The organism is Haematospirillum sp. H4485 (assembly GCF_012102745.1).
GTDB lineage: Bacteria > Pseudomonadota > Alphaproteobacteria > Rhodospirillales > Rhodospirillaceae > Haematospirillum.
Window position 1 is genome coordinate 1 of record NZ_JAAVSY010000011.1, and the last position, 25094, is coordinate 25094.

At 53.1% G+C, this 25094-nt stretch carries 27 protein-coding genes; 11 read left to right on the top strand and 16 right to left on the bottom strand.

Annotated elements, in window-relative coordinates; translation table 11 throughout:
* The first annotated feature begins 219 nt into the window (after window positions 1–219).
* Both nagA and arsC read left to right on the top strand, forming a co-directional pair.
* The gene (nagA, locus tag HEQ61_RS08550; protein ID WP_168020750.1) at window positions 220–1404 is read left to right on the top strand and encodes an N-acetylglucosamine-6-phosphate deacetylase; all 1185 of its coding nucleotides are present in this window, start codon (window positions 220–222) and stop codon (window positions 1402–1404) included.
* A gap of 14 nt (window positions 1405–1418) precedes the next feature.
* The gene (gene arsC, locus HEQ61_RS08555; protein ID WP_168020751.1) at window positions 1419–1766 is read left to right on the top strand and encodes an arsenate reductase (glutaredoxin); all 348 of its coding nucleotides are present in this window, start codon (window positions 1419–1421) and stop codon (window positions 1764–1766) included.
* 51 nt (window positions 1767–1817) lie between these two features.
* On the opposite strand, the gene rho is transcribed toward arsC, so the two are convergent.
* The 4 genes from rho to hemE all read right to left on the bottom strand — a co-directional run bounded on the left by rho (window position 1818) and on the right by hemE (window position 5941).
* Complete coding sequence (rho, locus tag HEQ61_RS08560; protein WP_066133694.1) at window positions 1818–3074, bottom strand: transcription termination factor Rho; 1257 nt, start codon at window positions 3072–3074, stop codon at window positions 1818–1820.
* Between the two features lie 293 nt (window positions 3075–3367).
* The gene (gene hemJ, locus HEQ61_RS08565; RefSeq protein WP_245183215.1) at window positions 3368–3820 is read right to left on the bottom strand and encodes a protoporphyrinogen oxidase HemJ; all 453 of its coding nucleotides are present in this window, start codon (window positions 3818–3820) and stop codon (window positions 3368–3370) included.
* Complete coding sequence (hemH, locus tag HEQ61_RS08570; protein ID WP_168020752.1) at window positions 3792–4886, bottom strand: ferrochelatase; 1095 nt, start codon at window positions 4884–4886, stop codon at window positions 3792–3794. Before hemH ends, hemJ begins: the two co-directional genes overlap by 29 nt.
* Window positions 4883–5941, bottom strand: coding sequence for a uroporphyrinogen decarboxylase (hemE, locus tag HEQ61_RS08575; protein WP_209315690.1), 1059 nt, complete (start codon window positions 5939–5941; stop codon window positions 4883–4885). The genes hemH and hemE overlap by 4 nt, the downstream gene beginning before the upstream one ends.
* A 421-nt stretch (window positions 5942–6362) precedes the next feature.
* On the opposite strand from hemE, the gene HEQ61_RS08580 reads away from it, so the two are divergent.
* The 5 genes from HEQ61_RS08580 to dnaQ are packed head-to-tail and all read left to right on the top strand — an operon-like array spanning window position 6363 to window position 9950.
* Window positions 6363–7190: a pyruvate, water dikinase regulatory protein gene (locus tag HEQ61_RS08580; RefSeq protein WP_168020754.1), complete on the top strand. Its 828-nt coding sequence runs from the start codon at window positions 6363–6365 to the stop codon at window positions 7188–7190.
* An 8-nt stretch (window positions 7191–7198) separates the two neighbouring features.
* Window positions 7199–7810, top strand: a complete 612-nt coding sequence (locus HEQ61_RS08585) for a Maf family protein (RefSeq protein WP_168020755.1) — start codon at window positions 7199–7201, stop codon at window positions 7808–7810.
* Window positions 7807–8655 (top strand): shikimate dehydrogenase, encoded by an 849-nt coding sequence (locus HEQ61_RS08590; protein ID WP_168020756.1) that lies wholly within the window; start codon window positions 7807–7809, stop codon window positions 8653–8655. Before HEQ61_RS08585 ends, HEQ61_RS08590 begins: the two co-directional genes overlap by 4 nt.
* Window positions 8652–9251, top strand: coding sequence for a dephospho-CoA kinase (coaE, locus tag HEQ61_RS08595; RefSeq protein ID WP_168020757.1), 600 nt, complete (start codon window positions 8652–8654; stop codon window positions 9249–9251). Before HEQ61_RS08590 ends, coaE begins: the two co-directional genes overlap by 4 nt.
* Before the next feature lie 6 nt (window positions 9252–9257).
* Window positions 9258–9950: a DNA polymerase III subunit epsilon gene (gene dnaQ, locus HEQ61_RS08600; protein WP_168020759.1), complete on the top strand. Its 693-nt coding sequence runs from the start codon at window positions 9258–9260 to the stop codon at window positions 9948–9950.
* Between the two features lie 33 nt (window positions 9951–9983).
* On the opposite strand, the gene hslU is transcribed toward dnaQ, so the two are convergent.
* Together hslU and hslV are read right to left on the bottom strand one after the other, a co-directional pair.
* Entirely contained in the window at window positions 9984–11294 is a 1311-nt protein-coding gene (hslU, locus tag HEQ61_RS08605; RefSeq protein ID WP_168020761.1) for an ATP-dependent protease ATPase subunit HslU, read from the bottom strand.
* Entirely contained in the window at window positions 11295–11843 is a 549-nt protein-coding gene (hslV, locus tag HEQ61_RS08610) for an ATP-dependent protease subunit HslV (protein ID WP_168020763.1), read from the bottom strand.
* 226 nt (window positions 11844–12069) lie between these two features.
* On the opposite strand from hslV, the gene HEQ61_RS08615 reads away from it, so the two are divergent.
* The gene (locus HEQ61_RS08615; RefSeq protein ID WP_168020765.1) at window positions 12070–12282 is read left to right on the top strand and encodes a hypothetical protein; all 213 of its coding nucleotides are present in this window, start codon (window positions 12070–12072) and stop codon (window positions 12280–12282) included.
* A gap of 37 nt (window positions 12283–12319) precedes the next feature.
* On the opposite strand, the gene HEQ61_RS08620 is transcribed toward HEQ61_RS08615, so the two are convergent.
* A complete protein-coding gene (locus tag HEQ61_RS08620) occupies window positions 12320–12838 on the bottom strand; it encodes a helix-turn-helix domain-containing protein (protein WP_245183216.1) in 519 nt (172 codons plus the stop codon).
* Window positions 12839–13206: 368 nt separating this feature from the next.
* Here HEQ61_RS08620 and purH point away from each other — a divergent pair, with 368 nt between their 5' ends.
* A complete protein-coding gene (gene purH, locus HEQ61_RS08625; RefSeq protein WP_168020766.1) occupies window positions 13207–14793 on the top strand; it encodes a bifunctional phosphoribosylaminoimidazolecarboxamide formyltransferase/IMP cyclohydrolase in 1587 nt (528 codons plus the stop codon).
* Between the two features lie 36 nt (window positions 14794–14829).
* Here the strand turns inward: purH and HEQ61_RS08630 are convergent, their stop codons facing one another.
* Complete coding sequence (locus HEQ61_RS08630) at window positions 14830–16233, bottom strand: hypothetical protein (RefSeq protein WP_168020767.1); 1404 nt, start codon at window positions 16231–16233, stop codon at window positions 14830–14832.
* Window positions 16234–16361: 128 nt separating this feature from the next.
* The gene (locus HEQ61_RS08635; protein WP_168020768.1) at window positions 16362–16535 is read right to left on the bottom strand and encodes a DUF1674 domain-containing protein; all 174 of its coding nucleotides are present in this window, start codon (window positions 16533–16535) and stop codon (window positions 16362–16364) included.
* 131 nt (window positions 16536–16666) lie between these two features.
* Between HEQ61_RS08635 and htpX the strand changes: the two genes are divergently transcribed.
* Window positions 16667–17674, top strand: a complete 1008-nt coding sequence (gene htpX, locus HEQ61_RS08640; RefSeq protein WP_168020769.1) for a zinc metalloprotease HtpX — start codon at window positions 16667–16669, stop codon at window positions 17672–17674.
* A gap of 45 nt (window positions 17675–17719) precedes the next feature.
* On the opposite strand, the gene HEQ61_RS08645 is transcribed toward htpX, so the two are convergent.
* From HEQ61_RS08645 to HEQ61_RS08675, 7 genes are all read right to left on the bottom strand, one after another.
* Window positions 17720–18853, bottom strand: a complete 1134-nt coding sequence (locus HEQ61_RS08645; RefSeq protein WP_168020770.1) for a ParB/RepB/Spo0J family partition protein — start codon at window positions 18851–18853, stop codon at window positions 17720–17722.
* Window positions 18850–19650: a ParA family protein gene (locus HEQ61_RS08650; RefSeq protein ID WP_168020771.1), complete on the bottom strand. Its 801-nt coding sequence runs from the start codon at window positions 19648–19650 to the stop codon at window positions 18850–18852. The genes HEQ61_RS08645 and HEQ61_RS08650 overlap by 4 nt, the downstream gene beginning before the upstream one ends.
* Window positions 19640–20248, bottom strand: a complete 609-nt coding sequence (gene rsmG / locus HEQ61_RS08655; RefSeq protein ID WP_415877255.1) for a 16S rRNA (guanine(527)-N(7))-methyltransferase RsmG — start codon at window positions 20246–20248, stop codon at window positions 19640–19642. Before rsmG ends, HEQ61_RS08650 begins: the two co-directional genes overlap by 11 nt.
* A gap of 116 nt (window positions 20249–20364) precedes the next feature.
* Window positions 20365–22239, bottom strand: a complete 1875-nt coding sequence (mnmG, locus tag HEQ61_RS08660; protein WP_168020772.1) for a tRNA uridine-5-carboxymethylaminomethyl(34) synthesis enzyme MnmG — start codon at window positions 22237–22239, stop codon at window positions 20365–20367.
* Between the two features lie 162 nt (window positions 22240–22401).
* Window positions 22402–23745, bottom strand: coding sequence for a tRNA uridine-5-carboxymethylaminomethyl(34) synthesis GTPase MnmE (mnmE, locus tag HEQ61_RS08665; protein ID WP_168020862.1), 1344 nt, complete (start codon window positions 23743–23745; stop codon window positions 22402–22404).
* Window positions 23745–24122 carry a (2Fe-2S) ferredoxin domain-containing protein gene (locus HEQ61_RS08670; protein WP_168020773.1) on the bottom strand — a complete coding sequence of 126 codons (378 nt, stop codon included), beginning with the start codon at window positions 24120–24122 and terminating at the stop codon, window positions 23745–23747. Before HEQ61_RS08670 ends, mnmE begins: the two co-directional genes overlap by 1 nt.
* A 36-nt stretch (window positions 24123–24158) precedes the next feature.
* Entirely contained in the window at window positions 24159–24413 is a 255-nt protein-coding gene (locus HEQ61_RS08675) for a DUF6489 family protein (protein ID WP_168020775.1), read from the bottom strand.
* Window positions 24414–24594: 181 nt separating this feature from the next.
* Between HEQ61_RS08675 and HEQ61_RS08680 the strand changes: the two genes are divergently transcribed.
* Window positions 24595–25059: a methylated-DNA--[protein]-cysteine S-methyltransferase gene (locus HEQ61_RS08680; protein WP_168020777.1), complete on the top strand. Its 465-nt coding sequence runs from the start codon at window positions 24595–24597 to the stop codon at window positions 25057–25059.
* The last annotated feature ends 35 nt before the right edge of the window (window positions 25060–25094 follow it).

A 25094-nucleotide genomic window follows, 5' to 3' on the forward strand; every position in this document is an offset into this window, starting at 1 on the left:
CCTTCCGTCTCTTCACTCTGTAAAACAGCACCAGACACCAACAAAACCAGAAAAACCAGTCCCTCAGCGTCGGGACGCACCTTCTAAGCCCCAATCCAAAAATCGTCAACACAATTCCTTAAACAAATAACAAAAAAAATGCAGAATGCTCTCTCCGGGGCTGCCTGACGCATTCTTTTGATTTTAATTTTCAAGTAAATCTACTTTAAGGTGTGTTTCATGTTCCCTGATCAAACAACATTCCTTGCAGGACCGGCTATTTTTACCGGAATGGAGGTCCTGGTTGGTCATGGTATTCTGATACAGAATGGAATTGTCTCTGACGTACTGCCATCGGATAAAGCACCAAGGGGCACCTATCGCATTAACCTGCCTGATGACAGCTTCCTTGTTCCGGGCTTTTTTGATGCACAGGTCAATGGTGCCGGGGGCCTGCTTTTCAACGATGCGCCCAACGAAAAGACAGCCCGTCATATGGACCGTATCCTACGGACGTTTGGCGTAACGGGCTTTCTTCCAACCCTGATTACCGATAACCCTGAAAAAATGCGGCAAGCTGCCGACACTATTCTCCATTTGGTGGATGACAAAGAAAGCAGTATTTCAGGCCTTCATCTTGAGGGGCCTTTTATCAATCCGATAAAACGAGGATGCCACAACGACGACTTTGTTCGTTGTCCAGAGGAAGAAGACATCCGTTTTCTCGAAAGACTGGGCCTTGCTTTACAAGAAAAAGGCACTCGTCTCTTGCTGACGGCTGCACCGGAGACAATGCCAGAGGTTTTTGCCCGGCATCTTGTCAGGTCAGGTGTTGTTCTGTCCATGGGGCATAGCGAGGCGACCTATGAACAAGCCTTGACCGCCTTACGGCATGGCTTTTCGGGTTTCACACACCTGGGCAATGCGATGAGCCCTGTCCGGGGGCAAGATCCCGGCCTTCTGGGGGCAGCTCTTTTATCAGCACCAGGGACTTGGGGTGGATTGATAGCTGATGGTATTCACGTCCATCCGGCTTTGGTTCGTCTTTTTTTGCGGGAGGCGCAAAACAAGGGGTGCAAGCCTTTCCTTGTCAGTGATTCTATGCCCCTGTTGGGAACCGGGGACAGTGTATTTTCACTGTATGGAACACCCGTGTTCAGACGGAACGGGCGGCTGGAAACAGAAAATGGAACGCTTGCCGGCGCTGATATCTCTATTCTCCATGGACTTAAATGGGTTCTGTCGATGACAGACATAAAGCGGGAAGAAGCATGGCGTATGGCATCCCTTTATCCATGTCAGTTTCTGGGACTGGACCAGAGCATGGGACATATAAGAAAGGGAATGCGCGCCAACCTTACCCTGCTAAGTCAGGATATGGATATATTGGCAACGTGGGTGAACGGTGTCAGCACCTCTCTATAACTAAAGGAAACTTTATGACCTTTACCATTTGGCATAATCCACACTGCTCAAAATCACGCCAGGCGCTTTCCCTTTTGCAAAGCAAAGGGGTAGAGCCTGATGTGGTTTTGTACCTGAAAACACCCCCAACGCCGGATGTCCTGAAATCTGTCCTCTCAAAACTTGGTATGAGACCCATCGAGCTGGTGCGACAGAAGGAAGCACGTGAGGAGGGAATGTCTCCGGAAACATTGTCAGACAATGATCTCATTGCCTTTATGTGCGCTCACCCCAAGGTGATTGAACGACCTGTCGTCACACATGAGGAAAAAGCCTGTCTCGCCCGTCCGCCAGAGAATGTTCTGGAACTTCTGCCCGCATGAAAAAAGGAGGGATTATCCCTCCTTTTTCGTCTTCAAGACCCCAAATAACAATCAGTTGTTCATGGCTTCAAAGAAGTCATTGTTATCTTTCGTTTCCTTCAACTTCCCAAGAAGGAAGTCCATACCATCCTGCGTACCCAGCGGGTTGAGAATGCGGCGCAGAACCCACATTTTCTGTAAAGTCTGGCGATCAACCAAAAGCTCTTCCTTGCGGGTACCGGAACGATTGATGTCAATTGCCGGGAATGTCCGCCTGTCAGCAAGTTTACGGTCCAGAATCAGTTCGGAGTTACCGGTTCCCTTGAACTCTTCGAAGATCACTTCATCCATACGGGAACCCGTATCGATCAGGGCCGTTGCAATAATGGTCAGGGACCCGCCTTCTTCGATATTGCGTGCTGCACCGAAAAAGCGCTTGGGCCTTTGCAGGGCATTGGCGTCAACGCCACCGGTCAGAACTTTTCCTGAAGATGGAACAACCGTGTTGTAGGCCCGGGCAAGACGGGTAATGGAATCAAGGAGAATAATCACATCCCGTTTGTGCTCAACCAGCCGCTTGGCCTTCTCGATCACCATTTCCGCAACCTGAACATGGCGGTTGGCCGGTTCATCGAACGTTGAGGAAATCACCTCCCCCCGGACACTGCGGGCCATGTCGGTCACTTCTTCCGGGCGTTCGTCGATCAGAAGAACAATCAGATAGGCATCGGGATGATTGGCGGCAATTGAGGTCGCAATGTTCTGCAACATCACCGTTTTACCGGTTCGCGGTGGTGCGACAATCAGGCCACGTTGCCCGAAACCAAGCGGCGATACCATTTCAATAACACGGGGCATCATGTTCCGGTTGGTCGGATCATGCGTTTCCAGCTTGATCTTCCGCGAGGGATACAGAGGCGTCAGGTTATCAAAGTTAATGCGGTGCCGGACCGATTCCGGATCCTCGAAATTGATCGTGTCGATACGCAACAAGGCAAAGTACCGCTCCCCGTTATTGGGGGCACGGATCTGGCCTTCAACCGTGTCACCCGTCCTCAGGCCGAAATGACGAACCTGGGTCGGGCTGACATAGATATCATCCGGACCTGGAAGATAGTTGGCTTCGGGAGAGCGCAGAAAGCCGAAACCATCCTGCAAAACCTCCAGAACACCGGTTCCATAAATTGCCGTACCACGTCCGGCAAGCGACTTCAGAATCCCGAACAGGATATCCTGTTTCCGCAGACTGCTGGCATTCTCAACATCAAGTTCTTCGGCCAATTTCAGAAGATCGGCCGGTGTTTTCTTTTTCAGGTCCTTCAGATGCATACAGGTCTACCAGTCAGTATGCCCCGGTTCCGGTCTTCGCCTGTTCTGAACGATCAGGAGGCACGGTCGGAGACGATGGAGAAGCCGCCTGGACCTTTTCTGCACTGGATACAAAACCCCGTTCCGAACGGCATGAACCAATCTTGGGGAACAAGGACAGAAACGTGTCTGGAAAAGGTAGCGGATAAGGGAGGGAAGAAGCACGGACCAAATACATGACCGTAACTTCCATACCGGTACCGTTAAAATGAACCGTGTCCCGTGTCAACGTTTTCCGTATACGGCGCAATGTTTCAGAACGGTTTGATAATAACCAGAATAATAATTCCCAGCAGAAGAAGTGTGGGGATCTCGTTGGCAATGCGGTAAAAACGATGGGAACGCGTATTCTGCCCGGCTTCGAAATCCCTGCGCCAACGGGCATAAAAAGCGTGGCAAACCGCCATGCCAAGGGCCAGGACAATCTTCGCATGCAACCACCCCTGCCCTTTCAGCCAGTCTGGAGCCAAAAGAAGGCCGGTTGAGAATACAATCACCATTGAAGGATTCATGATTGCCCGCAACAAACGGCGTTCCATGACCTTGAAGGTTTCAGAAAGCGCTGAATTCCCTTCCCCTTCTGCGGCGTGATACACATAAAGCCGCGGCAGATAGAACAGGCCGGCCATCCAGGTGATAACCGCGGTCACATGCAGGGCCTTGATCCACAGGTATGGGTCAGACCCCACAGGCATCGATGCAAACATCCGCTTTATCCTTTGTCGTACGATCCGGTGCATGAGGGCACCGTGTTTTATCATCGCGGCACAGTTTCCGGTCATGGCAGGAACGAAGCTGACCGGGGACCAAGAGCGTTTTCCGGACCTGGTCAGCCAATCCCCTGATAAAATGCGGGTCACACTGGACCGTCATAATCCTGTTATAGGATGGCACGCCGCTTTCACGGGCAAGGGCCCCATATTCGATGTCCAGCTCCACCAAGGTCTCGGAATGTTCGGACACAAAAGCAACCGGCACCATCACAACCGCAACCCCGTCTTTTCCGGCCCGGATAATTTCATCATCCGTTGACGGGCCAATCCATTCCAGGGGACCAACACGGCTTTGATAGCAGACCGTCCAGTCCAGGTTTGTGGTATCCACCCCCAGAAACCCCAAACGACGGACCAAGGCATCACAGGTCTGCTCCACTTGATCCTGATAGGGATCTCCGGCTGCGATCACTTTTTTTGGCAAGCCGTGGGCCGAAAAAAGGACGCGTACCTTCGTAGGAAGGTTCGAAAGGGCATCTCGAATTTTCAGGGCCAGGGCATCGATCAAGCCAGGTTCATCGGGGTAACAACACAATGTGGACGTGGGCACATCAAGCTTCTGCTTCAAGGCTTCTTCGGCCCAGAGCTTGAGTGAGGATCCTGATGTTGTTGATGAATACTGCGGATAAAGGGGAAGAAGAACAATCCGGTCTGGGGAAAACTCTTTGACAGACTGGACCGTTTCCACCGTCATCGGATGCCAGTAGCGCATGGCAACAAAGACTTTTACCGTCTCGGCAACGCCAGACAGCTCCTTTTCCAAGCTTGTTGCCTGAGCTTTTGTTTGCTCAAGCAGTGGCGATTTTCCCCCCAGATGCTCGTAAATTTCACGGGCAACCGGCGCCCTCCGCGAGGAAATAAGCTTTGCCAGAAGCCAACGTACAGGCTTTGGTGCACCAATAATCGCCGGATCATTGAAAAGATTGAACAGAAAAGGTTTTACTGCTTCCGGGCGATCCGGTCCCCCCAGATTGAAGACGACAACAGCCAACCTTTTCACGCTACTCTCCCGGGGGTAAAAGAACGGACACGCTCGACAAGACGACTTACGTTTTCCGGTGGTGTTGCAGGCAAAATGCCGTGCCCCAGATTGAAGACAAAGGGACCATGCCCAAGGGAATGGAGAATGGCATCAACGGCTTGGTCAAGGTACTCTCCCCCTGCCAAAAGAGCAACCGGATCCAGGTTTCCTTGTACCGTCATGTGTGGCTGTAGTGTCCGGGCAGCCCATTCCAAGGGGACTGTGGTATCCAGACTGACCGCATGACAACCACTCTCGCGGACAAACCGCTCGTATAGAAGACCAGCCCCGCGCGGAAATCCTATAATCGGGATATCGGGATGACGATCCTTTATCGCACTGACAATGCGTTGCACAGGTTCCAAAGCCCATCGGTAAAATTCTTTTTCGGGCAGTACCCCCGCCCAACTGTCAAAAATTTGCAGCGCTTCAGCACCAGCTTCTATCTGCCCACACAGGTAGTCAACGGACGCATCTTCCAGAAGGGCAATCAATCGCGCGAAGTCTTTTGGCCTTGAATACGCCCAAGTTTTTGTTCTGGAAAAATCCTTTGAGGATTTTCCCTCTATCATGTACGTCGCAACAGTCCACGGTGCTCCACAAAAACCGATGAGGGTTGTGTGTTGTGGAAGTCGTGAAGCAAGACTGGATACCGTCCTGAACACCGGATCAAGGTGAGAACGAACTCTGTCGGAATTCAGGGCATCAAGGGACTGTGGTCCTTCCAGGGGTGGTAAGCATGGTCCCTCCCCTTCGCGGAAGGATACATTCTGCCCAAGTGCATCGGGAATAACCAGGATATCTGAAAACAGGATGGCTGCATCCATCCGGTAGCGGCTTATGGGTTGGAGTGTGACCTCTGTTGCCAGCTCTGGCGTATAACACAGGGACAGGAAGTCGCCTGCCTTTGTCCGTGTTTCCCTGTATTCCGGCAGGTAGCGTCCAGCCTGGCGCATCAGCCACAGGGGAATTTCTGCTGTTTTCTGTCCTGCAAGGGCTTTTAGCAAAGGTTTTGTAACAGGTGGCACGGTCAATCCTTTTCCTTGTTTTCCATCTGAATATAAAAGTTTCTTGTTAAAGGAAATGTAGTGACTTGTTGATCCCTGTGAATAAAGGGGATTACCGTTGTTCACGATCCTGTCCACATTATCACGGTGGATAATTATGTGGGCACTGATCCACGTGAAAAAACAGGGGAAAATGTGACGCTATGCCCCTGTGTAACAAGAGTCGCTCTTTTTGTCACAGGCTGTTGATGATGTGGGTTTCATCCGTTGTGGCAACTTGTACACGGTCTTCACATTCACTATCGGATTCTTATGAACAAGGGGATTGTCCCGTGACTGAAAGCAGGGAAAACAGGTATGAAAAATAACCTGTTTTTAGAATCTGGGTCTTATCCCCTGTTATCAACGGCGTTTGGGTTATCTTGTGGACAGAAGGGACAATGTGGTGATGGCGGATACACGGGTCCTGTCAATTCATCTGGTATCTGACTCCAGCGGAGAAACCATTTCCGGTATTGCCCGTGCCTGTCTGGCCCAGTTTGAACACCTTGCCTTGCGCCAGCACGATTGGTTCCTGATTCGTACATCAGGGCAGACCCGCCGGTTGATACAAGGAATCAGGGATGATCCCGGACCTGTTTTGTATACAGTTGTTGATCCTGATATCCGTGCATCCCTGGAGCAGGAATTCATGGACCTGGATGTCCCGTGCATCCCGGTCCTGGACCCGGTTCTGAATGCCCTGTCCGCATATCTGGGAAGTCCGGTCTACGGCAAACCTGGACGGCAGCATGTCGTTGATGCCCATTATCTGCGCCGTATGGATGCGATCCAGTTCACGATTGACCATGATGACGGTCAGTTACTGGATGGTCTTTCCGAGGCGGATGTCATTGTGTTCGGGGTTTCAAGAACATCCAAGACACCGATGTGTATGTATCTTGCCAACCGTGGCCTGAAAGCGGCCAATATTCCTGTTGTTCCCGGTGTTATCCTGCCATCCGACTTATTTTCAATCCCCGGGCCGCTGATTGTGGGGTTGACCCGGGATCCCTCTGTTCTTGCCGATATCCGGCGTCATCGGCTCAAAATGATGGGGGGAGATATCGGTTCTGTGGATTATGCCGACGAAGATCGGGTTCGGGACGAAATGAACCAAGCCAGAAGGCTTTTTACCCGGCACGCCATTCCGGTTATTGATATGACCCGTAAATCGATTGAAGAAGCAGCTGTTACGGTTATGCAGCTTTATGCACAGAAACGGGGCAGTGTATAACAGGAGCTATGGAAACAGTGTCCCAACCCGGTCTTGTTCTTGCCTCTGGCAGTGTGACCCGTCGTCGTATCCTGAGTGATGCCGGTGTACCGTTCCATGTTGATATTCCACATGTTGGTGAAGGCGCCTTGAAACAGTCCTGCCGTGATAACGGCTTGACGGTGGAGCAGACTGCGCTGGAACTTGCTTGTGCCAAGGCGCTTCAGGTGTCAGAGCGTTATCCGGAAACCCTTGTCTTGGGGGCAGACCAAATTCTGGAGTGTGACGGGATATGGTTTGACAAACCCGGTGATTATGGACAGGCAAAAAAGCAGTTGATGATACTTTCCGGAAAAACGCATCGTTTGGTATCTGGCGTAGCCCTATGCATGAATGATCATGTTATGTGGAAAAAAACAGATAATGCTTTTATGACAATGCGTTCACTCTGTGAAAAACACATTGAAAAGTACCTTTATAAAGCTGGGGATAAAATCTTGGCATCCGTTGGATCTTATCAGGTGGAAGCTTTGGGTGTTCATCTTTTTGAACAGATGGAGGGGAGCTGGTTCACGATCCTTGGTCTCCCGCTTTTGCCGGTTCTGGATGTTTTGCGTCAGCATGGGATTGTGGATCCATGATAATAAGTGGACATGCAAAATTGGCGGGTATTCTGGGATGGCCGGTATCTCACTCAGCTAGTCCTTGTTTGCATGGGTTCTGGCTTGATGCCTATGGTGTTGATGGTGCCTTTGTTCCCTTGCCCGTTCACCCGGATGATCTTGAGTTGGTTGTGCGGGCCTTGCCGCGTATGGGGTTTTGTGGTGTCAACGTGACAATCCCGCACAAGGAGGTGGTATTGAACCTGTGTGACAGTCTTTCAGAAACAGCTCGTGCGGCAGGATCGGTCAATACCCTGACGTTTTCCACAGATGGATCAATATACGGCGATACGACGGATGGGGATGGCTTTATGCGCAATGTGCAGGACCAGGCTGGTCCTGTTGATTCTAAAGGTCCGGTATTGGTTCTTGGTGCGGGTGGTGCAGCCCGGTCAATCGTGCTCGCTCTGATCAGGGCCGGGTTTCAGGATGTTTTGATTGCCAACAGAACACCTGAAAAAGCAGAAGCCATTGCGCGTGACCTAGGGGCGGGAATTACAGTTGTTGAATGGGATAACCACAAGCGATTTTTTCCGTCACTTTCCCTTCTGGTCAATACAACAAGTCTGGGAATGACAGGTTGTCCGCCGTTATCGCTGTCCCTGGATACCCTGTCGAAACAGGCTGTTGTATGTGATATTGTGTATAAACCGCTGGAGACGACATTTCTCGCCACGGCACGCAGACGTGGCAACAGGGTGGTTGATGGCCTTGGAATGCTCTTGCACCAAGCATGCCCGGGGTTCCGGTCTTGGTTTGGTGTGATGCCAACTGTGGATAATGTGTTGCGTGATCACGTTATCAAGAGCCTGAATTTAGTATGAATATTCTGGGAATCACAGGTTCGGTCGGAATGGGGAAATCCACGGCCTGCCGTATGCTGCGTGTTCTTGGCGTTCCCGTTCATGATGCTGATGCGACGGTGCATGCCCTGCTTGGCCCGGCGGGTGCCGCTGTTCAGGCTGTTGCTGCGGCCTTTTCCGGTGTTGTCCGTAATGGCGTGATTGATCGGGCTGCCCTCGGTGCTTGTGTTTTTCAGGATCCGGAGGCCCTTTCCCGTCTGGAAAACATTGTTCATCCGTTGGTCCGTCAATCGGAGCAACGTTTCCTCAAACAGTATCAGCGTGCGGGCTTTCCCCTTGTTGCCCTGGATATCCCTCTGTTGTTTGAAACAGGGGGAGAGGATCGCTGTGATTATGTTGCCGTTGTCAGTGCACCGTTTTCCATCCAGAAAGCCCGGGTTTTGTCCCGTAAAGGAATGACGGAGGAGCGTCTGTGCGCTATTCTGGCACGGCAAATGCCGGATCATGAAAAACGCAGGCGTGCGGACTGGGTTGTGCCTACGGGGCTTGGGCGTGGGGTAACCTTTCGCAGCCTGCGCCGTATTGTCCGGTTGCTCTCTTCAAGATCAGCGAGTTGAAACAGGATGCGTGAGGTTGTCTTTGATACGGAAACAACGGGCTTTGATCCTGCAGAGGGTCACAGGCTTGTTGAAATCGGGTGTCTGGAATTGGTTCATCTTGTTCCGACAGGAAGAACCTTTCATACGTATCTGGACCCTCAACGGGATGTGCCGGCCGATGCGGCCCGTGTTCATGGGCTGACAACAGAGTTCCTGTCCGGGAAGCCGCTGTTTTCTGAGAAAGCACAGGACTTTCTTGATTTCATTGCGGACTCCCCGCTGGTTATCCACAATGCCGCTTTTGATATGAAGTTCATCAATGCGGAGCTGGTTGCCCATGGCTTTCCGCCCGTTCCGTTCGAGCGGGCTGTTGATACGCTCCTGATGGCACGCCGCCAGTTTCCCGGTGCACCAGCAAGCCTGGATGCCCTGTGCAAGCGATTCAATATTGATAACAGCCGCCGTGACAAGCACGGTGCTCTTCTGGACTCTGAACTTCTGGCTGAAGTTTATCTGGAATTACGTGGTGGCCGACAGCCCGGCTTGGTGCTGTCAAATGCCCCTTCTTCCGGCAAGGTTGGCGGGGAGAAAGCTTCCCCCCGTACCTACCGTGAACCCCGTCCGCATGCCCCCACCCCAGAAGAAGTGGAGGCACATCAGAACTTTGTTTGTAGCATGGTAAAAGAAGCGTTATGGCTTCAATACGATAAGAGCTGAGACAAAATTTTCTTGCCCGGCGCAAATCCTGATCTAAAGGATAAAGCGGGAAAGATCAGACTTGTTTGCCATGCCATCCAGCCTTTCGTGTACATCGTTTGCTGTCAGGGTAATGCTTTCGCCACTCCGATCGGTTGCCGAGAAGCTGATTTCCTCCAGAAGTTTTTCCAGAACGGTGTGTAAACGCCTGGCACCGATATTCTCGACAGCCGCATTGATCTCGGTCGCAAGTTTGGCCACAGCGTCAATGGCATCATCTGTAAAAGCCAGTGTCACGCCCTCGGTCCCGATCAGGGCCTTGTATTGTTCGATCAGGTTGGCTTCCGGCTCTGTCAGGATGCGGCGGAAATCATTCTGGCAAAGCGGCTGAAGCTCAACACGAATTGGAAGACGACCCTGCAATTCCGGAAGGAGATCGGATGGCTTGGCAACGTGGAATGCGCCGGATGCAATAAACAGGATATGGTCTGTCCGCACCGGGCCGTGCTTGGTCGTTACGATGGTTCCTTCGATCAGGGGCAGCAGATCTCTCTGAACTCCTTCCCGGGATACATCTGCCCCTCGGCTTTCTGACCGGACTGTGATTTTGTCCACTTCATCCAGAAAGACGATGCCATTGTTCTCAACAGAGAATATAGCCTCCTTGACGACCTGCTCTTCGTCCAGAAGCTTGTCGGCCTCCTCGCGCAGGAGAATATCGTAACTGTCCTGTACGGTCATCTTGCGTGTTTTGGTCATTCCGCCAAATGCCTTGCCGAACAGGTCATTCAGGTTAAGCATCCCCATCTGCGATCCGGGCATGCCGGGGATATCAATTGTTGGCATGGATGGATTGGCCGTATCGCGGAGCTGCAGTTCAATTTCCCGGTCGTTCAGGCTGCCCTCGCGCAACATCTTGCGGAATTTCTGACGTGTTTCCGTACTTGCCTTTTCCCCGACCAAGGCATCGAGAACCCGCTCTTCGGCGTTCACCTCTGCCTTGGCATTAACCTGTCGCCTCAGGCGGACACGTGTATCCTGAACAGCGGTTTCTGTCAGGTCGCGGATGATGCTTTCAACATCACGGCCGACATACCCCACTTCGGTGAATTTTGTTGCTTCAACCTTAATGAAAGGTGCTTCGGCCAGTTTTGCCAGACGGCGCGCAATCTCTGTCTTTCCGACCCCCGTTGGCCCGATCATAAGAATATTCTTGGGCAAGATTTCTTCACGCAAAGCTTCGGGCAATTGCTGGCGACGCCACCGGTTTCGCAGCGCTACGGCTACAGCCCGTTTGGCATCAGCCTGCCCGACAATATGGCGATCCAGTTCAGAGACAATTTCACGGGGGCTGAACGCTGTCATTTACAGGCTCTCCAGAACAATATTTCGGTTTGTGTATACGCAAATATCGGCAGCGATCTTCATGGAGCGTCGCGCGATCTCTTCTGCATCAAGGGCTTCGATATCAACCAGTGCCCGCGCGGCTGAAAGGGCAAAGCTTCCCCCAGAACCGATACCAATCAAGCCATCCTCGGGTTCAAGAACATCACCGGTTCCTGACAGAACAAGGGAAACATCGCGATCAACAACGGCCATCATGGCTTCAAGGCGGCGCAGATAACGATCGGTTCGCCAGTCCTTTGCCAGTTCAACACAGGCATGGGCCAACCTGCCGGGATGTTGACGGAGCTTTTCCTCAAGGCGTTCGAACAGAGTAAAGGCATCAGCAGTTGCCCCTGCAAATCCGACCAGCGCAGTGCCGTCACCAATGTAACGCACTTTTGTTGCATTGGATTTTATGACCGTGGAGCCGAGAGTGACCTGCCCGTCTCCAGCAACAACAACCCGACCGTTTTTTCGCACAGAAAGAATTGTAGTGCCGTGCCACACGGCAGGAGATGAATCAGACATGGGTCAGCGTTTCCAAAAAAGCACGTTGTACGGAAACACAGTGTTTCCGAAATCCCTAAATGGGCCATTGTAATAGACGGGTCAACACTCTATCGACAGCGAACAATCAAGAATTGTGTTTTTACGGAATAACCATTATAGTCCGTGCCTGTCAGGGTTTGGCTGTTTTGCGCAAGACTGTATAGGATCAACGGCTTGCGAGTTTCTGCCAAGAGAGGTATAGGGTGTGAATTCGGTTCTTCGCTCGGATTGTACAACTGATCAGTTTAGTACTCGTGAGGTGCTCCGTCTTTTGCGGGGCGTCCATGGTGCCTTGGAAGGTCTGAAGAAAGATCTTGAAGAAGGAAGGGTGATCGATCGCCGCTGTGGTGAAGTCATTCACTTCCTCGACGTTTCGCAGGCCATTGTAGAAGAAATTATGGCCGATCACGTGGTATGACCGGCCATGGCGCTGTGCTTTTTTTTGCGTTTCTGATTTAGTCGCGTCGGCTCATACTGTTCAGCAATTCCAGAATATTGCGACGCATTTCGGTGCTGGGGAGTTTCCAGAAAAGGCGGACCAGCTCCATGGTTTCGTTGCGCGAGAGAGGGTCTTGCTCATAGGCGGGCATGGGATTTTCGCCCAATCCTGCGTTTTGGAGCAAGTTCTGTGTTGGGCGATGTTCTGTGACGTCTTGTCCAATATCCTTGAAGAAAAAAGAAACATCGACGCCAAGGACACTTGCAATATCATACAGGCGGGATGCTGACACACGGTTATGCCCGCGCTCATATTTTTGTATTTGCTGGAATGTGACGCGGACAGCTTCTCCAAGTTGTTCTTGACTCAACTTCATGAGTCGCCTGCGCAGTTTCAGGCGTTTTCCAACGTGTATATCAACAGGGTCTGGTCCGTATTCTTTCGTCGTGATTGGTTGTCTGCGGCGGATCTTTATTCTGCTCTCACTATTCACCTTGGACACCATGATGTTTTCAGATTTTAGAAGTATCGTCATTCTTGATTGAACAATAGCGACCCTTTTTTCCTTATGCTAGTTGAAAGGCATGACAGGTAGCCCGTATTGAGTGCAATTGATATCTAAAATGTAGATCAAACACATATGGTTAAGGTGAGCGGGACACCTGCCTAAATTTCCCCTTAAGGTAATAAGTAAAATGTAATACAACCTTATTTTTTAAGTATCACCATTGTTTATTTATAATAAATATTAATATACATGACCATTAAAGAAACAATATGTGCACTTTTTTGTGTGCAAGATGAAATGATGCGATGGTTCATGGCTCTCTGGGGATATACGCGGGTGACCGCTTTGTGCTATCAGCAGATCCAGCTCTCACAAGATTCAGGAAAGATCTGTCCATGTCTGCTTCTGGTGCTATTCTCCGTATTCGCAGGGCGCTGGTTTCCGTTTCTGACAAGAAAGGCCTTGTTGATTTCGCCCGCTTCCTTGTGGGTAAGGGTGTGGAAATCCTGTCTACTGGTGGGTCTGCCGCCCTTCTTGCCAAAAACGGGATCGCTGTGCGCGAGGTTTCTGACGTAACCGGTTTTCCTGAACTGCTGGATGGGCGTGTCAAAACCCTCCATCCCAAAATTCATGGTGGTCTCCTTGGTGTACGGGGTAACAGGCTTCATGAAGAACAAATGGAGCAATACGAGATCAAGCCAATAGATCTTGTGGTAGTCAACTTGTATCCGTTTGAGGAAACGGTTGCAGCGGGTTCAGATTTCCAGGACTGCGTAGAACAGATTGATATCGGTGGGCCGGCCATGATCCGCGCCGCGGCAAAGAACCATGATTCCGTGACGGTTGTTGTTGACCCATCTGACTATGCCCGTGTCATGGAAGATATGACCGTGCACGACGGGGCAACCAGCCATGATTTGCGTCGGCAATTGGCCGCTGCGGCTTATGGCCGGACGGCATGCTATGATGCCGCTATCTCAGATTGGTTCTCCCGGCAGGTTGGAAGCACCTTCCCGTCTTGTATGGTTCTTGCCGGTCGTTTGAAGCAAACCATGCGCTATGGTGAGAATCCTCACCAGAGCGGGGCTATTTATCTTACGGGAGAGCAGCGTCCCGGTGTTGCAACAGCAACGCAGATTCAAGGTAAGGAACTATCCTACAATAACTTTAACGATACCGATGCGGCTTTCGAGCTGGTTGCCGAGTTTCCTCAAACTGCCTGCGTTATTGTCAAGCATGCCAACCCGTGTGGGGTTGCTGTTGCCAATACAGTGCGCGAGGCATACCACAAGGCCCTCTCATGTGATAAAGAGAGCGCCTTCGGGGGTATTGTTGCTTTCAACCGCTCTCTGGATGCAGAGACAGCACGGGATCTCTGCGACCTGTTTCTTGAGGTTATTATTGCGCCTGGCATTGATCCTGAGGCCAGCCGTATTCTTTCTGCAAAAAAGAATGTCCGTGTTCTTGTAACGTCCTCTCTTCCGGATCCCCGTTCAGGTGGGCCGCAGGTCAAGGCGATTGCAGGCGGTCTTTTGATGCAGGATCGTGACACTTTGGTGGCAGGCGAGGATTTAAGGGTTGTCACCAAGCGTCAGCCATCGGAGCAGGAAATGCGAGATATGCTGTTTGCCTTTACGGTTGGCAAGCATGTCAAATCGAACGCGATTGTTTATGCACGGAATTTGATGACCGTTGGCATTGGTGCAGGGCAAATGAGTCGGGTTAATTCCTCCCGCATAGCTGCCTTCCGTGCGGCTCAGGCTGCAGAAGCCAACGGCGAGAGCCAGAGCTGGGCTGTGGGGTCCGTTGTATCCTCAGATGCATTTTTTCCCTTTGCAGATGGTCTCCTTGCTGCAGCAGAGGCCGGTGCAACAGCCGTGATACAGCCGGGTGGTTCCATTCGTGATGAAGAAGTGATCAAGGCCGCTGATGATGCAGGCCTTGCCATGGTCTTTACGGGCATGCGTCATTTCCGTCATTGAGATGGTGGAAGGGTGAGATGTTTCACGTGAAACATCTCACTCAGGCTTTTCTGCCTTCGGGGCAGAGGCCCCTGCTTCCTGTGATCCGATCACGCGTTCGACACGGGCTATGTTTTTCTGGGTGACGGTTACATTCTTGGTCATGCCTTCGGCAGCATAAACTTCCAGAGCCAGCGAGAAACGCTCCAGCGCTTCCCGCAATATAGCCATGTCATTGCTGCGCTTTCCTTCGGCAAAACGGCACGCGCCGATATTGTTTTGTATGTTGGCCCATTGTTTTGGCTTCTTTTCCCGGCTCCAGACTTCGGTGATGGACTCAAAAACGCGACTGGCACGTCCCAGTATTTCACTGTTTCCCGAGAATTCCCCTATCTGGGTCATGACGGACCCCATGTTGTTCTGAAGCTCTGCCCATGAATCCGGCCGCCATGCCTTGTTCCAGGATCGTGAGGCTTCAAAGTAGGCATCAACAGCAGAACGCATGAAAGGGATTTTACCCGTTGACTGTCCAAGGCGGGCCAGGACCCGGGCCATCTGGGTGTTCAGGAAGGCATTTTCATCCGGGAACAGTTCCAGTGGGTATGTTTCCGCCGCCATACGGAAGTGGCTGACAAACTCTTCTGTTTTCTGGAAGTCATCGTTGCGTAATGCCAGATCGGTGGATAAAACGGCAAAGCGCGCCCTAGCCGCACCAACCTGTGCTGCTGTCAGGCCTTCCTTGGCCTTGGCCAAGGCATCCTTGGTCAGGTCTAGAGCCTTTTCCAGCAATGCTTTCTGATCTGTACGAAAGCCAGAGGTTATCAGTGCCCCAGCATAGAAGAGTTGAATCGATGCTTCCCCTGCGGGGGACAGTCCACCCATGCTGCTAACAAGTTCGTCTATGCTTTGCGGAAGCTCTCTTAGCCGGTCTGAACGATTACGGCGTGTACCGTCTGTGTCACAGCATATGGTCGTCAGGGCCGCAACTCCTACAATCTCGTCTGTTCCATTCAGGGGGAGTGGAAATTCGACAAGATCACCGGAGAACAGAACGCAGCTTACAGCTTCCGTATCCAGCCTAGCGGGTATAAGGCGCAGGCGAAGGGTATTGTTGGCGGTTATATGTCCTCCCAGAATGCCGCCAACCTCTTCAGATGCCGCCATTATTCTGGCTTTTCTGACCATGGCCGCCAAAGAGCTTGGCAAAACCTCGTTGTCATCAACAGGCGCTGTGATTTCGGTGGTACGTACGATCGACAGGCCGGGTATCTTGGCCAAAGACTTTGCAATCGCCTCTGTTACCGAGCCGTTTGTGTCATTTTCGAATGTCAGTAGAAGAACGCGAAGCGCAGCTGACCCGCCAGAATCGTCTTCATCAACGTCCCCGGCCCCCCCTGGTTTTCCTGAAAGCGCTCCGAATATTGCCTTCAGGATATCCATCAAAACATCAAAAAACGACATGGATGTCCTGTAGCCTGGCTGATCTTTCCTGCAAGAACGGTACGGTTATCGCGCCTTTCCTTCAAGGCCGATGCCTCGATTCGTGCCGGGGATGCCACGAATCACGATCAGGAAATCGCTATGAATCCCTAGAAATCACTGCATCGACCGTTGCGTTCCCAGTCACCGAAGCGCGTTGGTTCCGCCCCTCTTGGGCCGCCAATTTCGGTCACAGAGGCTTCTTCTTGTTGTTTTTCTGGCTCTGGATCAGGGGACGGGGTTCCAGCAGGATTACCCGGGACAGGGTCTGGAGGAGCAGACATAATAAAATCCTTGCAGAACAGAATGTTAGTAATGAAGACTTGACGTATGGATATTGCGCCCCACGTCATAGCATAGACGGAACGCAGGCGTGTGTCTGCGTCAGAAGGTAACAGGCTAAGGATTTAAGGTTATGCATTTTGCCCGTACGGCTGTTCTTCTCGCTGCGATGACCGGGCTTTTTCTGGCCGTTGGCTATCTGGTTGGCGGAGCTGGTGGTGCGCTGATGGCCCTGTTTATGGCCGGGGCGATGAACATGTTTGCGTACTGGAACTCCGATCGTCTGGTTCTGTCCATGTATGGGGCCCGGCCCGTTGATCGTACGTCTGCACCCGGGCTTTATGGGGTTGTGGAGCATCTGGCACGCCGTGCTTCCATGCCGATGCCAAAGGTCTATGTCATAGACAACCCGCAACCCAATGCTTTTGCAACGGGCCGTAACCCCGAGAATGCAGCGGTTGCCGCAACAACAGGCCTGTTGGCTCTTCTGAATGAAGAAGAAATTGCCGGTGTGATGGCCCACGAACTGGCCCATGTGCGCAACCGCGATACCTTGACCATGACCATTACAGCGACATTGGCTGGTGCGATCTCCATGCTTGGTAACATGGTTCTTTTCATGGGAGCATCACGGGGTTCTGAAGAAAGCAACGGCAGCCCACTCGGGTTTGTTGGGTCCCTTCTGCTGATGATCTTGGCCCCCTTGGCGGCAATGTTGGTGCAGACCGGAATTTCCCGTAGCCGGGAGTATGAAGCTGATCGTATTGGTGCTGCCATTTGCGGCAACCCTCTGTGGCTTGCCAGTGCTCTTGCAAAGCTGGAACGCGGAGCTAGCCAGATTGACAATCATGCAGCAGAAGCCAACCCGGCAACGGCCCATATGTTCATCGTGAACCCCCTGCACGCACGGTCGATGGACAATCTTTTCTCAACACACCCCGCAACGGCTAACCGGATCAAGGCTCTTCAGAGTATGGCGCAGGAATACGGTATACATCCGCACGACCGTAAAATAAATTCATCTGAAAGAGACGGGCGGCAAACATCACCATGGGAAAAAGCGCCGGGGCACCGTACTGGCTCCTTGGGGTTGAGAGCTGTTTGTCATAACCCAAAACGAAACGGGAGACTTTGTTTATAGTTTCCCGTTTTTTATATAAGTTCTGCGAAAATATTCCGGACGTATTTAGTCGAAAAGACCTGCCATTTCGTTTTCCTCGTTCTTCAGAGCATCGTCCCATGCGTCAATCAGCGCATCTTCAGGCAGAAGAAGGGATGGCTTCTTCACCTCTTCTTTTCGGGGAGGATGCTCCTGTTTCTTTGCAAAGCCCATGGCAAAGGCATAGTCGCCCTCTTCCTCGTTCCCTTCTGCGCGGCGTTGGTCCGAGCTGTTGTCTGTCGGGTTGTTCAGACGGTAGAGGATATCATCAAGCTGCGCCAGGCTTTCATAGTGAATAAGAATCCGCCCGCCGCGCCCTTCAAACTCTATGTTGACTTTTAGGCCCAGGATACGGGCAAGGTCTTTTTCCAGGGCCATGGTGTCAGAGTCTTTGCTTGCCCTGCCCTGTTCGGGCTTGGTTACCTTGTTTGCTGGGGCCTTGCGTTTGCGCACACCTCCCTTTTCTGTTGCCAAGCGTTCGGTTTGGCGAACATTCAGGCCTTTCTTGACCACAACATCTGCCAGTGACACCGGGTCTTCCGCATTCAGCAGGGCACGGGCGTGTCCGGCAGAAAGGGACCCATTGCGCAGGAGAACTTTCACGGGATCGGGCAGCCCCAGAAGGCGCATCATGTTGGCAACATGACTGCGGCTTTTTCCCAGTGTTCGTGACAGGTCATCCTGATTGTGCTGAAACTCTTCCTGTAGACGGCGATATCCCTCTGCCTCCTCAAGGGCTGACAGGTCGCGACGCTGGAGGTTTTCGATCAGTGCAACCTCAGCGGCATCCCGGTCGGAAAAATCACGAATGAGAACAGGGACTGTCTGTCTCCGGGCAATCTGTGCGGCCCGCCAGCGCCGCTCCCCGGCAATGATTTCGTAGCGCTTTGAATCCTCGGGAAGCCGGCGGACCAGAATAGGCTGGATGATGCCTTTTTCGCGTATGCTTTGGGCCAGGTCATCCAGGCCCTCTTCATCAAACTGTTGGCGCGGCTGGAACCGACCGGATTGCAGAAGTTCGACAGGAACATCAACGGAGGTTCGTGTTGTTGCGCGTACGCTTCCGACCTTCCCTGTTTCGGAGACAGCTTCATCGCTGTCTTCCCCGAACAGGGCAGAGAGCCCTCTTCCCAGTCCCCGGCGTGGTTTCTCCTCGCTCATATCGCCATCTCCCGCTCGCGTTTGAACACTTCCCCGGCCAGGTGAACGTAAGCCTGTGCCCCGGAGCTGCGCAGGTCATACAGCAAAACAGGTTTTCCATGCGACGGTGCTTCGGATACCCGTACGTTACGCGGAATAACCGTATTGAAAACCTTGTCACCAAAATAGCCGCGTACGTCACTTTCGACCATACCCGACAGGTTATTGCGTTTGTCGAACATGGTCAGAACAATACCTTGAATACCAAGGTGTGGATTAAGGGTCCGTTTGACCCGGTCAATCGTCTTCATCAAATGGGAAATACCCTCCAGGGCAAAGAATTCACACTGAAGAGGAACCAGAACCTCATGCGCGGCAACAAGGGCATTCAAAGTCAGCAGACCCAGCGCAGGGGGACAGTCTATCAGGACGTAATCGTAGTCCTGTACCGCCGATGACAGGGCTTTCTTCAGTCGGAATTCCCGCTCTGTCATATCCACAAGCTCCAGCTCTGCCCCCGCAAGATCAACACCGGACGGGATAATGCTCAGTCCGGGGACGGATGTTCGGCACACAACTTCCGCCAGCGGGAGATCTTCGGTCAGGATTGCGTATGCATTGCGCTGACGTTGTGCGCGCTCGACACCAAGGCCGGTTGATGCATTCCCCTGTGGATCCATGTCGATGACAAGGACACGCTTCTTGACCGCAGCCATCGCGGTGCCAAGGTTTATGGTGGTTGTGGTTTTCCCTACCCCACCTTTTTGATTGGCCACGGCAATAATTTTTGGGCTTTTGGCCGGTAGATCATAGCTCACGGCGCACCTCGCTCAGTCGCAGAATGGTCGCGTTTGCATCGGTCAGGCTGGGGAACGTTTCGGTGCGTAGTGTCCATGTTTGTTGGGCTCCGGTCAACTCGATATCGGCAGTCTGCCCTTTGGGGAACAGGCAAATTGTGTGCTCAGTCCTGAACCTGGATGAAAGATCCAGTAGCTTGTCCAGCGATGCCAATGCCCGCGATGTGACAACATCGGCCGGGCACACAGTGGCGGATTCAATACGGGTGGCATGAACGGTAACGGATGTACCTGTTTCCCTGGCGACCTCACGCAAGAATGCACACTTGCGTTGGTCTGATTCAATAAGATGAACGGTATCAAACCCCATTATCGCAAGGACCATGCCGGGAAACCCAGCACCGCTTCCCATATCTACCAAGGTCTTTGCCCCTTGTGGGAGCAGTGCCCACAGTTGTGCAGAGTCAAGGAAATGCCTGCGCCAGAGATCTTCCAGTGTAGATGAAGAAACAAGGTTGATGCTTTTCTGCCATTTGCAGAGCAGGTCTGCATAAAGGGAAAGACGCTCCATCGTTTCACGTGAAACGCGCGATGCGGCCTGAAATTCTTCGCATGTCAGCGGGACAGACAACGACGGGTGCTCCGTTATATCGGATAGGTGTTTCACGTGAAACAACGGGGAAGGGCTGAAAACCTTCCCTCTGTATACCCGGTCGTATCTTTATTGGAAAGCCTTCAGGCTGCAGTATCGCGTCGTTTCCGGACATGAACCAAGAGGGCTGTCAGGGCTGCAGGTGTGATACCCGGTATTCGCGCGGCAGCGCCCAGTGTTGTGGGCTTGGTCGCATCCAGCTTGAGTCGGACTTCAGCCGAAAGACTTCCAATGCTGTGGTAGTCGAGATCATCTGGCAGAAGAAGATCTTCATCACGCCGATAGGCCGCAATGTCGGCCATTTGACGTCCTATGTACCCGGCATAGCGCCCTTCGATTTCCAGCTGTGTTGCGATATCGGGAGCAATTACGCCAAGTTCTGGCCAGATCTGATGCAAGCGGTCAAACGTTACATTCGGATAGCTGAAAAGGGCGAGGGCGTTGCGACGAACCCCATCCTGGTTGATGCGGATGTCGTAAGGCTCCAGCTCTCTCGGGGTTGCGGAAAGACTTTCCATCAGCGCCCGACCTTCTGCCATGGCCTTTTCCTTTTTACGGAAAGCGACCGTGCGATCCGAACCCACGACACCGACAGCGATTCCCTTTCCGGTCAGGCGCAGGTCTGCGTTGTCAGCACGCAGTTGCAGCCGATATTCCGCGCGGCTTGTGAACATACGGTACGGTTCCTGTGTCCCCAGTGTGACCAGGTCGTCAATCATGACACCAAGATAGCCCTCGGCCCGATCGGGCACAAAAGCATCATCGGCGGCAGCACCACCCGCCAGAAGGGCTGCGTTGATCCCGGCGACAAGACCCTGTGCCCCTGCCTCTTCATAGCCCGTTGTTCCGTTGATCTGGCCGGCAAGAAACAGACCCTTTGCTTTCTTCAGTTCAAGCGATGGGCGCAATTCGCGTGGATCAACAAAATCATATTCTATGGCATAGCCCGGGCGCAGGATCGTGACAGCCTCCAGCCCCGGAATGGAGCGGATCAGAGCCGTCTGCACATCTTCCGGCAGGCTGGTTGATATGCCATTCGGGTAGACAGTCGGGTCGTTCAGGCCCTCTGGTTCCAGAAAGACTTGGTGGCGGTCCTTTTCCGAAAAGCGAACCACCTTGTCTTCAATGGAAGGGCAATAGCGTGGCCCCACACTCTGGATCTGGCCGGAGTACATCGGGGCACGATCAAGGTTGGCACGAATGATGGCGTGCGTTTCTTCGGTGGTCCAGGTCATGCCACAGGCGATTTGGGGCGTTGTAATATGCCCTGTCATGAAGGAGAAGGGTTCCGGCGGGTCGTCGCCGGGTTGCATCTCCAGCCCTTTCCAGTTGATTGTTCGCCCGTCAAGGCGTGCCGGAGTACCGGTTTTCAGGCGCCCGAGAACAAGCCCCAGGCGCTCCAGCGTATTGGACAAGCCGAGTGATGGCGGCTCATCAATCCGTCCGGCAGGCCATGTTTTTTCACCCAGGTGAATGACACCCCGCAGGAATGTGCCGGTCGTCAGAACAACAGCACCAGCCTTGTATGCACGCCCGCTTGCTGTCAGTACGCCCGACACACGTCCGGACCGGTCCAGGATCAGGTCTTCGGCCGATCCGGCTTCCATGGTCAGATTGGGGGTACCGGCCAAGATGTCCTGGACAGCCTTTCTGTACAGGGATCGGTCGGCCTGTGCTCTCGGTCCGCGTACCGCCGGTCCCTTGCTCCGGTTCAGCATGCGGAACTGGATACCGCCCTGGTCTATTGCCCGCCCCATGACGCCATCGAGCGCATCAATCTCGCGCACAAGGTGTCCCTTTGCCAAGCCGCCTATGGCGGGGTTGCAGGACATATCCCCTATGGTTTCTATGCGTTGGGTCAGCAGAAGTGTGCGAGCGCCCATACGGGCTGCTGCGGCTGCCGCTTCGGTGCCGGCGTGTCCGCCCCCGATTACGATAACGTCAAAGTGGCTTTTCATTGCATTAAACAATCAGTGGTGATCACTATCCTGTCGTGGCGACAAGCGGCCAAAACATGCACATGCATAGCATGAAACGCAAGCCGGTGGTATACGGCCAACCCTGTTGCAGGGGATAACACTACGACAGACTCATCAACTTCATGCTTTATCTTGATTTTTTTATTTACCAATACAGAAGTCGCTGAAAATAACATCCAGCAAATCATCAACCTCTACCCGGCCTGTAATACGGCCTAGGGCACGGGCTGCAAGACGAACGTCTTCCGCCATAAGCTCAAGCATTGGGGCGTGTATGGCGCGTAACAGGCTGTCGCGGCAATCCTCCAGGGCATCCCTGTGCCTTTGGCGTGTCAGCGCCGGGGGTGCACATGCCCCTGCGTTCAGACACTTCGCCACCATGGCTGTCAATGTTGACAGCAGTTCCGCCATGCCCTCCCCGCTGTGCGTTGACAGCAGCAAGGGGCGCGTGCCAGAAATTTTTATCATTCTGTCTGGATGCGTTGTTGCCACGTCGCTCTTGTTCAGTACCACCAGCGTGCTGGAGTCAACAAGAGACAGGGTTTCTTCATCCAGTTCAGGCCACTCTGTCAGGTCAAACACGGCAATCTTGAGATCAGCACTACTGGCACGTACCCGTGCCCGGCGTATCCCCTCTGCCTCTATGTCCTCATTGCTGCTGCGCAGGCCGGCTGTATCGGCAATGGTGACCGGGAATCCTCCCAGATCCAGATGGACTTCGATGATATCGCGTGTGGTGCCGGCCCGGTCGGAAACAATGGCGGCTTCCCGCTGTGCAAGCGCATTGACCAGGCTGGATTTTCCGGCATTGGGACGACCGAGGACAGCAATCTGGATGCCGTCACGGATGCGCTCACCGCGTCGGTTGTCCGAGAGATAGGTATCAATGGCTTGCGCCAGTTCTTCCAGCCCGTTTCGTGCCGAACGATCCAGATCGGGCGGGATGTCTTCATCCGGAAAGTCTATGTGCGCTTCCATCCACGCCAGACGCCGAACCAGCTCCTCCCGCCAGATGTCATATAAGCGTGCCAAGGCACCGTCCATTTGCTGGAGTGCCTGGCGGCGTTGAGCATCCGTTTCGGCCTGTATCAGGTCTGCCAGGCCTTCGACCCGGGTCAGATCCAGTTTGCCATTCAGAAAGGCCCGGCGCGAGAACTCGCCGGGTTCGGCAATCCGCACCCCATCCAGACGACGAATGGCCTGCAGCAAGGCATCAGTTACGGCCTTTCCACCATGTCCCTGGAATTCAGCGGTATCTTCGCCCGTAAAGCTGGCCGGCCCCGGGAACCACAGGACAAGTCCGTCATCGATAACATCCCCTGTTCCGGGGTCACGAAACAGGAATCGTGTTGCCTTGCGTGCTTCTGGCAAGCGGCCACAGAGTGAGGTAATCACGTTGCGTGCCCGTGTGCCGGAAACGCGGGTTACGGCAACACCAGCCCGGCCCGGCGCTGTGGCTGTTGCAACAATGGTATCGTTGGTGATCATTGGGATGCCTGACGGGCTTCCAGGTCAGCGGGGATGCGATCCTGTGGATTCAGCATCAAGCGCTCCACACGTTTTCCGTCACGGATATGGTCAACCAGGATGGCATCAATATCCTCCCGTGTTCGTGGGGCGTACCACACACCTTCCGGGTAGATGACCAGCACTGGTCCCAGCTCGCACCGGTCTAGGCACCCTGCCTGCTGGGTGCGGATACGGTCTGTCAGCCCCAGCTCTTTTGCGCGTGCCTTCATGTAGTCACGTAGTTTTACGGCACCTGACCGGGCGCAGGAACCACGGCTGTGGCCTTCCGGGCGTTCGTTTGTGCAGATAAAAACATGGATGCGGTAATAAAGGTCGGGATCCGGGCAGGACACGGGGTATTCCTCGTACAGGATTCTCTGGCGCTCCTTTTATGGGCCCCTGTTGCCGCTTTTGTCATCCCCTGTGAAGTGCGACCAGAAAAATTTCTGCATCTGCTCCAGGCCCTGAACCTGGGCCGGTAACCAGCTTTTCATAAGGGTGTCCGGGTCAACTGCCTGCAACTGGTTCATCATTTGTTTATGTATTTCGGCCAGAAGCGCATCCTGCATGGGGCGGACGTCCGGTAATCCCAGAAAGGTGCGGGCTTCTTCAGGTGTACAGTCGATATCAATCTCGATTTTCATGCCAACCCTACGATCTGGTTGATACGGAAAGCGCTTTTCCGGAGAACCCCCCCGGTCTGCCGTGCCTGCACACTCTACCTGTGAATATCCCGGCTAAAATTTGTTTTGTGACAGACTTGCCTGCGTGGCAAGACCGCCGCTAATTTGGCTTTGGTTTTGTCTGTCTGGATGGATTTCTAGAGTGCCTCATGTTGTTTTGCACAGTCCCCTCGGGTGGATGACCCTGTTTGAGGCTGATAATTGCCTTGTTTCCCTGGATTGGGGGCGGGGTATGGAGGCGGGCTGTGAGGAGACCCCCCTTCTGAAAGAAGCCGGGAAGCAGCTGGAGGCATGGTTTGACCGTCGCCTGGAGCACTTTGACCTGCCCCTTGCCCCGGCCGGTACTACATTCTCTGCCCGTGTACGCGATGCCCTTTGCGCTATTCCTTTTGGCACAACACGAACCTATGGCGATCTGGCGCAGGCTGTATCATCGTCTCCACGTGCTGTGGGTATGGCGTGTGCGCGCAATCCCTTGCCTATACTTGTTCCCTGTCATCGGGTTTTAGCTTCGGGAGGGCGTCTTGGTGGGTATTCTGCGTTTGATGGCCTGCAGAGCAAGGCCTGGCTTTTGCGTTTTGAGCAAAGTGCGCCGGTTACATCCTGACAGGATGTTTCACGTGAAACATAAAGAGACGTAAG